This window comes from Chitinophaga dinghuensis (assembly GCF_003259435.1).
GTDB lineage: Bacteria > Bacteroidota > Bacteroidia > Chitinophagales > Chitinophagaceae > Chitinophaga > Chitinophaga dinghuensis.
Genome location: NZ_QLMA01000001.1, coordinates 391,680 through 406,787, shown reverse-complemented (window position 1 = coordinate 406,787; position 15,108 = coordinate 391,680). Strand labels below are relative to the sequence as shown.

The following is a 15,108-nucleotide window of genomic DNA, read 5'->3' as shown; positions in this document are numbered from 1 at the left end:
TTAGTTTTGAAAATAGAACGGCTAAAATAAATATTTTGCCGGATTTTCGACTTTGATTTAAAATATTTAGCTATGTTTTAACTTAACAAGGTCGGTCATGCCTTGCTACAGCAGATTTCAGCCTATTTCTCCCCAATATAGCAATTTTAGTTGTGTAACACCGGAAATACATTAAAATTCACAGTATCCAACGCATTGCCTGTTGCTACAAACGTATACACCTTGCCGTTGTTCAGATTCATCGGAAATACTCCCAGTCGCTTAGACGAGTCTGCCCAAAAGACATTCAGCTTGTAACTACTGTCTGCATAAATAGTTTTGAAAGAGGATTGCGCAGTGAATCCCATCCCTGCAAATCCATTCAGTATAATACTTGTATCCACCGCAAAATCAAGACCCAGCGGCACTTTGGTATTACGAGTACTTCTATAGCTATCGCTCAGATCAACCACCCGGTAACGAGCACTCTTGCCTGGAAGCGCAGATAAATCATCTTCTGTAAATGCAAATACCAACCCCGTATTGGTGGAATCCACACCCAGTATGCCAGAAAAATAACGGCCATTCCGCAAGTTCACCTGTCCCAGATTGATTACATTCGAAGGATTATTGACCGGATATATATACAGGTTATAAGCCTGTGCCCGGAATGATGCATATGCGCTCCCTTGTCCATAAGGCACGCCATTAGACACATTCACCGTATCTACCCTTACCCCGAAACTCGATCCCGGAACACCATTGATAAACATAAAATGCGACTGCGTTACTGGTATTGCACTATCCACATCCTTCTTACAGGCGGCAAATGCAAGTACCCCCAGAAATAATACTGTTAAAATCTGTTTCATCCGTCCGGAACGTTATTGAGAACTCAAAAATAACTTTTAATTGCTTTTAAACAATTATTCCTGCCGACAGTCTAAGCCTCCGTCAACTTATATTTTTTTTTAATTTTTACACTATGAAATTAACCACTATCCTTATGCCCGCTTTTGTACTGGGGCTGTCTTTCTCTGCTGTTGCACAGGAAAAAAACAAAAATGATAAACAAAACCATCCGCATGAAATGCGCCGCGATAGCGTACATGCACAGCATCAAAGTAAAGGTGAATTCCGCCGCGACAGCGCTGCCGTAAAGCATTCCAAAGCTGAGTGGAACCACGACAAAAACGAGGTAAGAAAAGATGGAAAAGAATTCCGTCGCGACAGCTCTGCCAACAAACATCCGAAATCCGAATTCAATCATGATAAAAATGATAAACGAAAAGAGGAGAAAAGAACGGAGGATAAACGAAAAGACGAAAAAAGAAAAGATGAAAAAGATTTCCACCACGATCCAAAGAAAAAAGATCAGGTGAAAAGAAAAGAAGAACGCGAAAACAAACAATAAACTTAAAAAGGCTGTGTCTACGGATGCAGCCTTTTTTTCACGCTTTTAAGCTGCCAATTATTTTTATACTAGAAAATTATAGTTACAAAAACCCACTAATGTATAAATGGAGATGCATTAAATTTACCCAAACTCAATTTCTATCATGAAAATAATCCCAGCCGTATTACTCGGCGCTTCCCTAACCTTAGCTGGACTAACTTCACAAGCACAAAAAATCGAACTCGCCAAAGGCAACCTGGCGTCTATTCTGAAAGGTCAGACCTCTATTAACGTCCAATATACCTACGATCATATGAGTGTAGGCAAGTACGACAGAGAGCAAGATTATGTTTCCGACAGAACCGCTACCTACAATAAAAAAGAAGCTGGTCGTGGCGACGCATGGGCAAAAGCCTGGGTTGGCGACAGAGCACAGAAATTCGAACCCAAATTTGAAGAATTGTTCAATGAAAACAGCGACTTCCAAATTACCAAAGACAACTCCAGCAAATACACGCTGATCTTTCACACGACCTCTACTGAACCAGGCTATAATGTTGGCGTAATGCGCAAAAACGCCAGAATCGATGCAGAAGTACTGCTCGTTGAAACTGCAAATCCTGATAAAGTACTGGCAAGAATAACTGTGGAAGACGCTCCTGGCCGTACTTTCGGCGGTTATGATTTTGACACCGGCGGTCGTATCTCAGAATGCTACGCCGTAAGTGGTAAAAAACTCGCCAAATTCATCAACAAAAAAGCAAAGAAAGCATAGCAAAAAAAAGCGGATATCGATTGATATCCGCTTTTTTTATACAGCCAGTAACACCGCTACATAATGACATATCGCCGCTACCAGCACCAGAAAATGCCAGACAGCATGCGTAAACTTATACTTATCCCAAACATAGAAAAACACACCTGCAGAGTATAACAACCCACCCGCAAACAACATCACAATAACGGATATGGGCATATTTTCAAAGAAACGCTTTCCTCCAATAACCATAATCCAGCCCATCGCCAGATAAATAACGGTCGATAATATCTCAAATCTCCCCGTAAACCAGATCTTGAAAAATACGCCTACCAACGTTAGTCCCCATAGTATACACAACAATATTATCCCGAAAGAATTAAGCATATACATCAGCAAAAACGGCGTATACGTACCTGCTATCAGGAAATAAATACTGATATGGTCCAACACCAGGAAAATCTTCTTGACATACTGCTCCAAACTGAGATGGTATACCGTGGAATTGGTGAATAAAAGAATAAAACAAAAACTGTAAATACCCGCCCCCACAATTCCCGGAGTATTACCATGTGTGGCGGCAATGGCGGTCAGCACCGGCAATGCGCTGACACCGAAAATCACTCCTGCTGCATGTATCAACCCGTTCACTACTTCCTGCTGCCTGGAGTAAGTCTGCTGTACTATAATTCCCATAAGCTATGATTTGTACTCAAAGCTAAGGGTTATTTATGATCTGATGATTTAGGGAGACACGAGTCTGCGACAATAAAAAAGCCTCTCCTTTGCAGGAGAGGCTTTCTCAATATTAAAATGCTTACGCACTATTCTTCTTCATCAAACTGGAATACTTCTTTAGAAGATGCCAGGATATCGTATTCTTCTTTAGAACCTACGATCATGTTTTCGAATTCACGTAAACCTGTACCAGCAGGGATCAGGTGACCGGTGATAACGTTCTCTTTCAAGCCCATCATGTCATCGATCTTACCGTTGATAGCTGCCTGAGACAGTACCTTGGTAGTTTCCTGGAAGGACGCTGCAGAAATCCAGCTGCGAGTTCCCAGGGAAGCCTTGGTAATACCTTGTAACAGCGGGCTGGAAGTTGCTGGCTGCGCATCGCGGAATTCAACCAGTTTCTTATCAGCACGACGCAGGAGAGAATTCTCTTCACGTACCTGACGCAGGGTCACGATCTGACCAGCTTTCAGTACAGCGGATTCGCCTGCTTCTGTTACCACCTTCTTATCGAAGATGTTATCGTTCTCTTCAAAGAAGTCGAATCTGTCTTCAGTATCGCCTTCCAGGAAGCGGGTATCGCCTGGATCTTCAATGTTTACTTTACGCATCATCTGGCGTACGATCACTTCAATGTGCTTGTCGTTGATCTTCACACCCTGTAAGCGGTAAACCTCTTGAATTTCATTCACCAGGTATTCCTGAACGGCAAACGGACCTTTAATAGCCAGGATGTCAGCAGGAGTAGTAGAACCGTCGGACAGAGAAGTACCAGCTTTCACGAAGTCGCCGTCCTGAACCAGGATGTGACGAGTCAATGGCACCAGGTATTTCTTAATCTGACCTTCGCGGCTCTCGATGATGATCTCACGGTTACCACGTTTGATGTTACCAAATGCTACCACACCATCAATTTCAGAAACGATAGCAGGGTTGCTTGGGTTACGTGCCTCGAACAGTTCAGTTACACGAGGCAGACCACCCGTGATGTCTCGGAGTTTACCGATAACACGTGGGATCTTCACGATAACCTGACCTGATTTCACGCTGTCTCCCTCATCAATTACGATGTGAGATCCAACTGGCAAGTTGTATGATTTCACTTCCTTGTTGCCTTCTACAACGATGGAAGGGATCTTGTTTTTGTCTTTGGTTTCGATAACCACTTTCTCACGGTGACCAGTCTGTTCGTCCGCTTCTTCACGGAAGGTGATACCTTCAATGATGCTGTCGAAACGAATGCTACCAGGGATTTCAGACACGATAACGGCGTTGAACGGATCCCAGGTACAAATCTGATCGCCTTTAGCGATTTTCTGACCATCTTTTACTAACAGGGTAGAACCGTAAGGGATGTTGTTAGTGATCAACAGACGATCATTTTTCACATCCATGATACGCAGCTCACCGGTACGACCGATAACCACCTGTACTTTATCGCCTTCAGCGTTTTCGTAAGTAGTGGTACGCAGACCGTCAAACTGTACAGTACCATCGAATTTGGCAAGCAGGCCGGATTCAACAGATGTAGAACCAGCCACACCACCCACGTGGAAGGTACGCAGTGTCAACTGTGTACCAGGCTCACCGATGGACTGTGCAGCGATGATACCTACAGCATCACCTTTCTGAGCAGTGTAACCAGTTGCCAGGTTTTTACCATAACATCTTACGCACACACCACGACGGCTTTCGCAAGTCAGAACGGAACGGATTTCTACAGTTTCAATAGCACTTTCTTCAATACGATGTGCAACATCTTCTGTGATTTCTTCACCAGCGCCTACAATCAGCTCATCTGAATGCGGATCGTACACATCATGGAGGGAAGTACGGCCCAGGATACGATCGTACAGTGGTTCTACCACCTCTTCGTTATCTTTCAGGGCAGAGGTAGCGATACCACGCAGGGTTCCGCAATCCTCGTCGTTAATTACCACATCCTGTGCAACGTCCACCAGACGACGAGTCAGATAACCCGCATCCGCTGTTTTCAACGCCGTATCCGCAAGACCTTTACGAGCACCGTGCGTAGAAATGAAGTATTCCAATACGTTCAGACCATCCTTAAAGTTGGACAATACCGGGTTCTCGATAATCTCAGAACCAGTAGATCCACTCTTACGAGGCTTAGCCATCAGCCCCCTGATACCAGCCAGCTGTTTAATCTGCTGTTTGGAACCACGCGCACCGGAATCCAGCATCATGTAAACAGAGTTGAAACCTTGTTTATCTGTAGCCAGCTCGCGGATCAGCGTTTCAGTTACTTTGGTATCGACGCGGGACCAGATGTCAATGATCTGGTTATAACGTTCGTTGTTCGTGATCAGACCCATGTTGTAGTTATCCCAAACTTCATCCACCTCGCCAGCTGCGCTGTCAATCATATCCTGCTTAACGTCAGGAATGATCAGGTCATTGATGTTGAAGGACAGACCACCACGGAATGCCGTACGGAAACCTAACTGTTTGATATCATCCAGGAACTTCGCTGTAGTAGGGATGTTCGTGTATTTGATGATGTCACCGATGATTTCACGCAGGGACTTTTTAGTCAGAAGGGCGTTTACATAACCGGCTGCCTTAGGAACGTGCTGGTTGAACATCACGCGACCTACGGTAGTTTCGATCAGTTTTCTTTCCAGTTCACCTTTAGCATTTCTTACATCAGCTTTAACACGGATGTGCGCATGCAGGTCAACTTTACCTTCGTTATGTGCGATAATAACTTCTTCTGCAGAGTAGAAAGCTTTACCTTCTCCTTTTACGATCTCATCACCCATTGTTTTCTTACCCTTAGTGATGTAGTACAGACCGAGTACCATGTCCTGTGAAGGCAGGGTAATTGGCGTACCATTCTGCGGGTTAAGAATGTTGTGAGAAGACAGCATCAGGAGCTGTGCTTCCAGGATAGCCGCGTTGCTCAACGGTACGTGTACCGCCATCTGGTCACCGTCAAAGTCGGCGTTGAACGCAGAACACACAAGCGGGTGCAACTGAATAGCTTTACCTTCCACCAGTTTAGGCTGGAATGCCTGGATAGACAGACGGTGAAGTGTCGGAGCACGGTTCAGCATAACTGGGTGACCTTTCAGTACATTTTCCAGGATATCCCAAACTACTGCTTCTTTACGATCCACCAGCTTCTTAGCTGATTTCACGGTTTTCACAATACCTCTTTCAATCAGTTTGCGAATGATAAACGGTTTGAACAGCTCTGCCGCCATATCTTTTGGCAGACCGCACTCATGCAGTTTCAGTTCAGGACCTACCACGATAACGGAACGACCGGAGTAGTCCACACGTTTACCGAGCAAGTTCTGACGGAAACGACCTTGTTTACCTTTCAGTACATCTGACAGTGATTTCAGCGCACGACCACCTTCCGCTTTAACAGCGTTAGATTTACGGCTGTTATCGAAGAGAGAATCCACCGCTTCCTGCAGCATACGTTTTTCGTTACGCAGGATCACCTCAGGCGCCTTAATTTCGATCAGACGTTTCAGACGATTGTTACGAATGATCACCCTGCGATACAGGTCGTTCAGGTCAGAAGACGCAAAACGGCCACCATCCAACGGAACTAACGGACGCAGTTCTGGTGGAACAACAGGGATATATTGCATTACCATCCATTCAGGACGGTTTTCAACACGACCATTTGCTTCACGGAAAGCTTCTACAACGCTGAGGCGTTTCAGAGCCTCTGCTTTACGTTGCTGAGAAGTTTCAGTTGCAGCCTGGTTACGCAGTTGGTAAGAAAGACCATCCAGATCAATACGAGCCAGCATCATTTCTACCGCTTCCGCACCCATTTTCGCAATAAACTTGTTCGGATCTTCATCCGGCAGCAGTTGATTGTCTTTTGGCAGCGTATCCAGGATATCCAGGTATTCTTCTTCAGTGAGCAGATCACCGTAGTTCATACCTTTTTCCTGTTTAGCACCCGCCTGGATCACTACATATCTTTCGTAGTAGATGATAGTCTCCAGTTTTTTGGAAGACATACCCAGGAGGTAACCGATTTTATTTGGAAGTGATTTGAAGTACCAGATGTGTACAACGGGAACAACCAGACGAATATGTCCCATTCTTTCGCGACGTACTTTCTTCTCCGTAACTTCTACACCACAACGGTCGCAAACGATACCCTTATAACGGATACGTTTATATTTTCCGCAATAGCATTCGTAATCCTTTACAGGACCAAAAATCCTTTCACAGAACAAACCATCACGTTCCGGCTTGTAAGTACGGTAGTTGATGGTTTCAGGTTTCAGCACTTCACCGTATGAACGCTCCAGAATTACATCAGGAGAAGCCAGACTAATGGTAATGCTGTTAAAATTTGATTTAGGACGATTTTCTTTCTTGATAGCCATCTGTAATTAGCTTTTAGCTGTTAGCCGCCGTTTCCGAAGAAACAACGACAAAAATTTTATTCCTGCGAAATATCAAAGCTATCAGCCATCTGCACTTGCTGCAGACGGCTGGTAGCTAAAAGCTCTTAGTCAAATTTCAGATCCAGACCCAGACCACGCAATTCATGGATCAATACGTTGAAGGACTCAGGCACACCTGCTTTAGGTATGTTATCACCCTTCACAATTGATTCATAAGCCTTCGCACGACCTACGATATCATCGGATTTGATAGTAAGCAGTTCTTGCAGGATATTGGACGCACCGTATGCTTCCAGTGCCCATACCTCCATCTCACCAAAACGCTGACCACCAAACTGTGCCTTACCACCCAGCGGTTGCTGAGTAATGAGAGAGTATGGTCCGATAGAACGGGCGTGCATCTTGTCATCCACCATGTGGCTCAGTTTGAGCATGTAGATAACACCCACGGTCGCTTTCTGGTGGAAGCGGTCTCCGGTTTCACCATCATACAGGTAAGTGTGACCGAAGCTAGGTAATCCGGCTTCATTGATATAGCTGGCAATTTCTTCAGTGGTAGCACCATCAAAGATTGGAGTAGCAAAGCGTACACCCAGTTTCAGACCTGCCCAACCCAATACGGTTTCATAGATCTGTCCAAGGTTCATACGGGAAGGTACCCCGAGTGGGTTCAGTACGATATCCAGTGGAGTACCATCGGCCAGGAACGGCATGTCTTCATCACGCACGATCTTAGCAACGATACCCTTGTTACCGTGACGTCCCGCCATCTTATCACCCACTTTCAACTTACGTTTGCTAGCCAGGTAAACCTTCGCCAGTTTCAGTACGCCGGCTGGCAGTTCGTCACCGATAGAAATGTTGAATTTCTCACGTTTGTAACGACCCAGTTCTTCGTTGTACTTAATGTTGTAGTTGTGCAGCAGGGTGTTGATCTGATCGTTGGTTACCTCGTCGGTAGTCCAGCCGAGCGGATTCACGTTCTGGAAATCAATGTTTACCAGGTTCTTAGGAGAGAATTTAGATCCTTTGGAGATCAGCACCTCGCCGTAAGTGTTAGTAATACCTTGAGATACTTTATCTTTCAGTAATACCTGCAGCTTACTCATCAGCACTTCCAGCAGATCCTCTTCGTTCTTCTGGTGAACTTTTTCCAGTTTCTCCAGCGCCGCTTTTTCACGGGTTTTGGAGTTCTTATCTTTCTTAGCGCGGCTAAACAGTTTCTTGTCGATTACCACACCCTCAGTTGATGGAGGCGCTTTCAGAGAAGCGTCTTTCGCATCAGAAGCCTTATCACCGAAGATTGCGCGGAGCAGTTTCTCTTCAGGAGAAGGATCAGATTCACCACGAGGAGTGATTTTACCGATCAGGATATCGCCTTCTTTAATGTGCGCACCAACACGGATGATACCGTTCTGGTCGAGGTCTTTTGTAGCCTCTTCACTTACGTTAGGAATATCCGGAGTCAGTTCCTCTTCACCCAGTTTAGTATCACGTACTTCGAGTTCATACTCGTCAATGTGGATAGATGTAAAGAGATCTTCACGTGCAACACGCTCAGAGATTACGATCGCATCCTCAAAGTTGTAACCTTTCCAAGGCATGAACGCCACTTTCATGTTGCGTCCCAGTGCCAGCTCACCGCCACGGGTAGCGTAACCTTCTGTTAAGAAGTCGCCAAATTCCACGCGCTGACCTTTCTTCACACAAGGTTTCAGGTTGATACAGGTACTTTGGTTCGTTTTAACGAATTTGGTCAGGTTATAGATCACCAGATCATCTTCGAAGCTCACCAGTTTCTGCATCTCATCACGCTCGTAACGAACATGAATTTCTTTTGCATCCACGAACTCGATCACACCTTTACCTTCAGCGGTTACCTGCAGACGGGAGTCGCGTGCAGCTTTCGCTTCCAGACCTGTACCTACGATAGGTACTTCAGGATTGATCAGAGGTACCGCCTGACGTTGCATGTTTGATCCCATCAACGCACGGTTGGCATCATCATGCTCCAGGAACGGAATCAGTGATGCAGACAGACCTACGATTTGGTTCGGCGCAACGTCCATGAATTCCACTTCGCCTCTGTCGAGGATAGGGAAGTCACCGGTTTCGCGGGATTTAACTTTATCATTTATGAAGTTACCTTTATCATCGAGCGGAGCGTTTGCCTGCGCGATTTTCACGGTATCTTCTTCTTCAGCGCTGAGGAATTCTACATTCGTCATGTCCACTTTACCGTTGTTTACTTTACGGTAAGGAGTTTCGATGAAGCCCATTTCATTCACTTTCGCGTGAACGCAGAGGGTAGAAATCAGACCGATGTTTGGACCTTCCGGAGTTTCGATAGTACACAGACGGCCATAGTGGCTATAGTGAACGTCACGAACCTCAAAGCCTGCTCTTTCACGGCTCAGACCACCGGGTCCGAGAGCGGAGATACGACGTTTGTGCGTGATCTCAGAAAGCGGGTTGGTTTGATCCAGGAACTGTGACAGCTGGGAAGTACCGAAGAAGGAGTTGATTACGGAAGACAGTGTTCTTGCGTTAATCAGATCCACTGGCGTGAACACCTCGTTGTCACGAACGTTCATTCTTTCACGGATGGTACGAGCCATACGTGCCAGACCAACGCCAAACTGAGCATATAACTGCTCGCCTACAGTACGAACACGACGGTTAGACAGGTGATCGATATCGTCGATCTCTGCTTTACTGTTGGTCAGTTGTACCAGGTATTTGATGATGGCAATGATATCTTCCTTCGTGAGGACTTTCATGTCCAGCGGCGTAGGAAGACCCAGTTTTCTGTTGATTTTGTAACGACCAACATCTCCGAGGTCATAACGTTTGTCGGAGAAGAATAATTTATCAATGATACCCCTTGCTGTTTCATCATCCGGCGCATCTGCACCGCGCAGTTGGCGGTAGATATGCTGAACGGCTTCCAGCTCGGAGTTAGAAGTATCCTTATTTAATGTATTGTAGATGATGGAGAAGTCGCCGCTCACCTCTTCTTTCTGAACGAACACACTCTTCAGACCCATGTCCACGATGGTTTCAATGTTCGCTTCATCCAGAATACTGTCGCGCTCGAGCATAATCTCATTACGCTCGATACTTACTACTTCACCGGTATCTTCATCCACAAAGTCTTCCACCCAACTTCTCAGGACGCGTGCAGCCAATTTTTTCCCAGCGTATTTATCGAGGGATTTTTTGTCTGCTTTCACTTCATCCGCCATGCCAAACAGCTGGAGAATGTCCTTATCTGTTTCATAACCAATCGCACGTAACAGGGTGGTAACCGGGAATTTCTTCTTACGGTCAATGTAAGCGTACATCACATTGTTGATGTCCGTTGCAAACTCCATCCACGCGCCCTTGAACGGGATTACCCTTGCAGAGTAAATCTTGGTTCCGTTCGGATGTATGGATTGACCAAAGAAAACACCAGGAGAACGATGAAGTTGGGAAACAACTACACGTTCAGCACCATTAATAACGAAAGTACCTCTAGGGGTCATGTAAGGGATGTTACCTAGGAACACATCCTGCACAATAGTCTGGAAATCCACATGCTCCTCATCGTTACAGCTGAGACGAAGTTTCGCCTTCAACGGAACGGAGTAGGTAAGCCCACGCTCAATACATTCCTCGATGGTATAACGTGGAGGATCAACGAAGTAGTCCAAGAACTCCAGATTGAAGATATTACGCGTATCCGTAATCGGGAAGTTCTCTTTAAATACTTTAAAAAGACCTTCGTTATTTCGCTTGTCTGGTGTGGTTTCTAATTGGAAGAAATCCTTGAAAGATTGGATTTGGATAGCCAACAGATCCGGTGTCTCAGTAACTTGTTTGATCTTTCCAAAATTTACTCTTTCGTTTGTTTGGGCTTTTTTTAGAGACATATTCGAAGTTAGCAGTTATATGACTTGTAAGAATTAGGGAAATTAAGATTTCTTTGCCAATATCCCATCCTCATAAAATATTGCCTTTCTGCACGTTGTCAAATTCACTTAAGTGATTCCCTATTTTGACTCTCTGAAAAAGACACTTTCCCAAAGGGAATAAGGCCAAAAGTGCTGTTCGCACTTTTGACCTTTAAAAGATGTATATACTAAGCAAAGAATTACTGAATTTCAACTTCAGCACCAGCTTCAGTCAGCTTAGCTTTCAGATCTTCTGCTTCAGCTTTGCTAACGCCTTCTTTTACTGATTTAGGAGCGCCGTCAACCAGTTCTTTCGCTTCTTTCAGACCGAGACCAGTCAGGTCTTTTACAACCTTAACTACGTTCAGTTTGCTAGCACCTGCAGATTTCAGAACTACATTGAATGCAGTTTTTTCTTCAGCAGCTGGAGCAGCATCACCAGAAGAAACTACTACTGCAGCAGCAGCTGGTTCGATACCATACTCATTTTTCAGAACATCTGCGAGTTCTTGAACTTCCTTAACAGTTAAACCAACTAATTGTTCGGCTAATGCTTTTACGTCTGCCATTTTATAAATATTTAATTAATTTTTGTAATTGTTGTTTGTTATATATTATGACTTGGAAGCCAAATGTTTGTAGGGAGAATGCTCTCCCAAAGATTACTCTGCTGCTGGAGCTTCTGCTGCAACAACTTCGCCACCTTCGTTTTTGCCTTTTTCCAGCAACGCAGCGATAACGCGTTTTGCAGGAGACTGGAGGAGACCGATAACTTCGCCGATGAGCTCGTTCTTAGTCTTGATTTCAGTCAGCGCTTTCAGCTGGTTGTCACCAACGTAGATTTCGTCAGCAACGAAAGCAGCTTTCAGAACTGGTTTTTCCAGTTTGTTGTTCGCTTTACGGAAAGAAGAGATGATCAGAGCTGGCTCTTTTGGAGAATCAGAGAACATCAGTGCAGTTACACCGTTCAGCGCATCAAAAACACCTGCATATTTCTCAGCATCCAGAGATTCCAGCGCTTTCTTAATCAGGGTGTTTTTTGCAACCTTCATTTCTACATTCTTATCGAAGCACGCTTTCCTCAGGTTAGAAACCTGCGCTACAGTCAGTGATTCAGTGTTAGTGATGTAGAAGTTGTTGTATTGAGAGAACTTGCCTTTCAGCAGTTCGATCACTTCATTTTTTTGATCTTTATTCATATTATTACGTTTGCAGCTAGCCCATTCCCCTTGCGGTATAACAGACTACACACTCGTGATCAATTAGTTTTGAACAGATTTAGTGTCGATAGCGATACCTGGGCTCATTGTAGAAGCCATAGACAGGCCTTTCAGGTAAGTACCTTTCGCAGTAGCTGGTTTCAGCTTGATGATAGCATTGATCAGCTCCATAGAGTTCTGCTCAATTTTCTCAACACCAAAAGATACACGACCGATAGAAGCGTGGATGATACCAGCTTTATCAACCTTGAAAGTGATTTTACCGCCTTTAACATCATTTACAGCAGCTGCAACATCGTTAGTAACAGTACCGGTTTTAGGGTTAGGCATCAGGTTACGAGGACCTAAGATTTTACCCAGTTTACCGATTTTAGGCATTACAGCAGGTGTAGCGACGATCACATCTACGTCAGTCCAGCCACCTTCAATCTTAGTGATGAATTCGTCCAGACCCACGAAATCTGCGCCAGCTTCTTTTGCAGCCGCTTCTTTATCAGGGGTGCAAAGTACTAACACTTTTTTTGTTTTACCAGTACCGTGAGGAAGCGTTACGGAACCACGGATAGCCTGGTCTGCTTTCTTAGGATCAACGCCTAAGCGGATATGTAAATCGACAGAAGAGTCGAATTTAGTGCAGTTGATTTCTTTTACCAAAGTAGAAGCCTCTTTCAGAGAGTAAACTTTGTTTTTCTCCACCTTTGCTTCAGCTACTTTTCTCTTTTTAGTTGCCATTTTTTCAAAATGTTTTTAAGTCCTGCCTTAACAGGGTGAAACAATTAGTTTTCCCAAGGAGCTTTACCTTCAACAGTAATACCCATGCTGCGTGCAGTACCCGCAACCATGCTCATAGCACTGTGCAGTGTGAAGCAGTTCAGATCAGGCATTTTATCCTGTGCAATTGCTTCAACCTGCGCCCAGGTTACTTTACCAACCTTGTTACGGTTAGGCTCTTTAGAACCACTTTGAATTTTGGCAGCTTCCAACAGCTGAACTGGAGCCGGAGGAGTCTTAATTACGAAGTCAAATGACTTGTCTGTGTAAACAGTCAGCAACACAGGCAATACCTTACCCATTTTATCCTGGGTACGAGCATTGAACTGTTTGCAGAACTCCATGATGTTCACACCCTTGGAACCCAGTGCAGGTCCAATTGGAGGTGCAGGATTGGCCTGGCCGCCTTTAACCTGCAATTTCACGTACGTTGCGATCTCTTTTGCCATACTTTTTGATTTAATTTGGTTAAAACGCCCTCTGCAGGACAGAAGACTCCCAAAACTAAAAGGAACTCAAATAACCTTTTAAACGGGATGCAAAGGTATATAATAATACGAACTTGTCAAAAAGTTTTTGATTTTGGGCATCCTTTTTGCTTAGAACCAACTTTTTTTTACAAATCTATTGCATTACCCGACTTTTTTCCTTATAATTCAAGGCGTGCAAATGTACACCATTTTCCCCAATTCCTATATATTATACACCCCCCACATAAAATAACTCCCGACGCTTACCCCTCTCCGTCTTTATATACTTATTCACAAAACCCTGCTCCTCCACAATCTTCTCCCGAATACCACGCACCGCTGCCTCCAACTCACCCAAATGACCAGCCAACTCCACATCACGACCACGCATCTCCCCCATCAACTTCTCTACTTCTCCCAGCCGCCCCGTCATATTATCCATCATCTTCCGAATAGCCGCATCCGGTTGCTCCGGCTGAAACTGCTTGTTCTTGTAAGTCACATAATCATTATACATCCTAACCATCTCCTGATACTTCCCCTCCGCAGACTCATACTTGTCCACCAAACGATTCCGCTCCTCTATCTGACGATTAGCCGCCAATACCTTTACCGTCTTACTCAACCAATCTATCTCCGCCATCACAAAAGGATTAGCCCCTCCGCCATAACGCTCCATCCTCGCCAATGTACCCGCCAAACGCTCATAACGGGCAGACCGCAGGTATAAAGCAATCGTATCATTGTAGTTGAAATTATTTCCCGCCAGGCGACTAACCCCAGCCTCATCATGCCTCACCGGATTGCTCAGCAACTGCCACATTGGGTCAAAAGGGACGTGTCTCTTTACAGCTACCTGCGGACTCATCTGGAACCATTCCCAATTCAGCTGCGGCGTATAGCGCGCGCCATCCACCGTTCCTGCACCCCAGGTAGGGTCCGTTACCGTCCAGGAGCCACCATTCTTTACAACCACCCAATCATGCGACCCAGTAGGCGCCAACCCTCCATGCTGTAAACAATATCCGTTCACCGTATAGGCGGCAATACCAGCCTCCTGGCAAACCTTCGCATACAAACTGGCATAATCTGCACTCACCCCCACTCTACTGCGTAATGTTCGCTGTATTGCTGCAACCGTGTCTCTATAATCCCGCTGCTGGTACATATTAGGCACATCATACGTAATGTGCGTGGCAATCCACTTATATAATGATTGCTGTAATACATGCGCGTTGGCGGTGTGGGCTTTCAACCACCTGGCCATCGCACTGGCGCTATTGGTAACATCATCCGGAATAGACACCACGCCGACTTCCGGCGCCACCTTGGCCACTGGCTTAGGTTGCTGGGCACTGGCCACCGTCACGGCCAGCAACCCGATTACTGTTGAAATGACTCTCATGGTAACTGGGATAATTATCTCTATAAATATAAAA

11 protein-coding genes are annotated in these 15,108 nt (G+C 45.1%); 2 read left to right on the top strand and 9 right to left on the bottom strand.

Annotated elements, in window-relative coordinates; genetic code table 11:
- Window positions 1-146 precede the first annotated feature (146 nt).
- Window positions 147-851: a DUF4397 domain-containing protein gene (locus CLV59_RS01675; RefSeq protein WP_111590263.1), complete on the bottom strand. Its 705-nt coding sequence runs from the start codon at window positions 849-851 to the stop codon at window positions 147-149.
- A gap of 113 nt (window positions 852-964) precedes the next feature.
- Between CLV59_RS01675 and CLV59_RS28840 the strand changes: the two genes are divergently transcribed.
- Window positions 965-1,393, top strand: coding sequence for a hypothetical protein (locus CLV59_RS28840; RefSeq protein ID WP_111590262.1), 429 nt, complete (start codon window positions 965-967; stop codon window positions 1,391-1,393).
- A 145-nt stretch (window positions 1,394-1,538) separates the two neighbouring features.
- Window positions 1,539-2,150 (top strand): hypothetical protein, encoded by a 612-nt coding sequence (locus CLV59_RS01665; protein WP_111590261.1) that lies wholly within the window; start codon window positions 1,539-1,541, stop codon window positions 2,148-2,150.
- A 36-nt stretch (window positions 2,151-2,186) separates the two neighbouring features.
- Here CLV59_RS01665 and trhA read toward each other — a convergent pair whose 3' ends face one another.
- The 8 genes from trhA to CLV59_RS01625 all read right to left on the bottom strand — a co-directional run bounded on the left by trhA (window position 2,187) and on the right by CLV59_RS01625 (window position 15,074).
- Entirely contained in the window at window positions 2,187-2,828 is a 642-nt protein-coding gene (gene trhA, locus CLV59_RS01660; protein ID WP_111590260.1) for a PAQR family membrane homeostasis protein TrhA, read from the bottom strand.
- Between the two features lie 128 nt (window positions 2,829-2,956).
- Window positions 2,957-7,252 (bottom strand): DNA-directed RNA polymerase subunit beta', encoded by a 4,296-nt coding sequence (rpoC, locus tag CLV59_RS01655; RefSeq protein ID WP_111590259.1) that lies wholly within the window; start codon window positions 7,250-7,252, stop codon window positions 2,957-2,959.
- A 125-nt stretch (window positions 7,253-7,377) separates the two neighbouring features.
- Window positions 7,378-11,187 carry a DNA-directed RNA polymerase subunit beta gene (rpoB, locus tag CLV59_RS01650; protein ID WP_111590258.1) on the bottom strand — a complete coding sequence of 1,270 codons (3,810 nt, stop codon included), beginning with the start codon at window positions 11,185-11,187 and terminating at the stop codon, window positions 7,378-7,380.
- Window positions 11,188-11,408: 221 nt separating this feature from the next.
- Complete coding sequence (gene rplL, locus CLV59_RS01645) at window positions 11,409-11,777, bottom strand: 50S ribosomal protein L7/L12 (RefSeq protein ID WP_111590257.1); 369 nt, start codon at window positions 11,775-11,777, stop codon at window positions 11,409-11,411.
- A gap of 93 nt (window positions 11,778-11,870) precedes the next feature.
- Window positions 11,871-12,407 (bottom strand): 50S ribosomal protein L10, encoded by a 537-nt coding sequence (rplJ, locus tag CLV59_RS01640; protein ID WP_111590256.1) that lies wholly within the window; start codon window positions 12,405-12,407, stop codon window positions 11,871-11,873.
- Between the two features lie 63 nt (window positions 12,408-12,470).
- Window positions 12,471-13,160, bottom strand: a complete 690-nt coding sequence (gene rplA, locus CLV59_RS01635) for a 50S ribosomal protein L1 (RefSeq protein ID WP_111590255.1) — start codon at window positions 13,158-13,160, stop codon at window positions 12,471-12,473.
- A gap of 44 nt (window positions 13,161-13,204) precedes the next feature.
- Window positions 13,205-13,648 carry a 50S ribosomal protein L11 gene (rplK, locus tag CLV59_RS01630; RefSeq protein ID WP_111590254.1) on the bottom strand — a complete coding sequence of 148 codons (444 nt, stop codon included), beginning with the start codon at window positions 13,646-13,648 and terminating at the stop codon, window positions 13,205-13,207.
- A gap of 250 nt (window positions 13,649-13,898) precedes the next feature.
- On the bottom strand, window positions 13,899-15,074 hold the full coding sequence (locus CLV59_RS01625; RefSeq protein WP_111590253.1) for a transglutaminase domain-containing protein: 1,176 nt from the start codon (window positions 15,072-15,074) through the stop codon (window positions 13,899-13,901).
- Between the last annotated feature and the right edge of the window lie 34 nt (window positions 15,075-15,108).

What these genes read in the sequence shown, in the direction of transcription:
- CLV59_RS01675 (WP_111590263.1), bottom strand. Translation starts at nt 851, where the DNA reads ATGAAACAGATTTTAACAGTATTATTTCTGGGGGTACTTGCATTTGCC.
- CLV59_RS28840 (WP_111590262.1), top strand. Translation starts at nt 965, where the DNA reads ATGAAATTAACCACTATCCTTATGCCCGCTTTTGTACTGGGGCTGTCT.
- CLV59_RS01665 (WP_111590261.1), top strand. Translation starts at nt 1,539, where the DNA reads ATGAAAATAATCCCAGCCGTATTACTCGGCGCTTCCCTAACCTTAGCT.
- trhA (WP_111590260.1), bottom strand. Translation starts at nt 2,828, where the DNA reads ATGGGAATTATAGTACAGCAGACTTACTCCAGGCAGCAGGAAGTAGTG.
- rpoC (WP_111590259.1), bottom strand. Translation starts at nt 7,252, where the DNA reads ATGGCTATCAAGAAAGAAAATCGTCCTAAATCAAATTTTAACAGCATT.
- rpoB (WP_111590258.1), bottom strand. Translation starts at nt 11,187, where the DNA reads ATGTCTCTAAAAAAAGCCCAAACAAACGAAAGAGTAAATTTTGGAAAG.
- rplL (WP_111590257.1), bottom strand. Translation starts at nt 11,777, where the DNA reads ATGGCAGACGTAAAAGCATTAGCCGAACAATTAGTTGGTTTAACTGTT.
- rplJ (WP_111590256.1), bottom strand. Translation starts at nt 12,407, where the DNA reads ATGAATAAAGATCAAAAAAATGAAGTGATCGAACTGCTGAAAGGCAAG.
- rplA (WP_111590255.1), bottom strand. Translation starts at nt 13,160, where the DNA reads ATGGCAACTAAAAAGAGAAAAGTAGCTGAAGCAAAGGTGGAGAAAAAC.
- rplK (WP_111590254.1), bottom strand. Translation starts at nt 13,648, where the DNA reads ATGGCAAAAGAGATCGCAACGTACGTGAAATTGCAGGTTAAAGGCGGC.
- CLV59_RS01625 (WP_111590253.1), bottom strand. Translation starts at nt 15,074, where the DNA reads ATGAGAGTCATTTCAACAGTAATCGGGTTGCTGGCCGTGACGGTGGCC.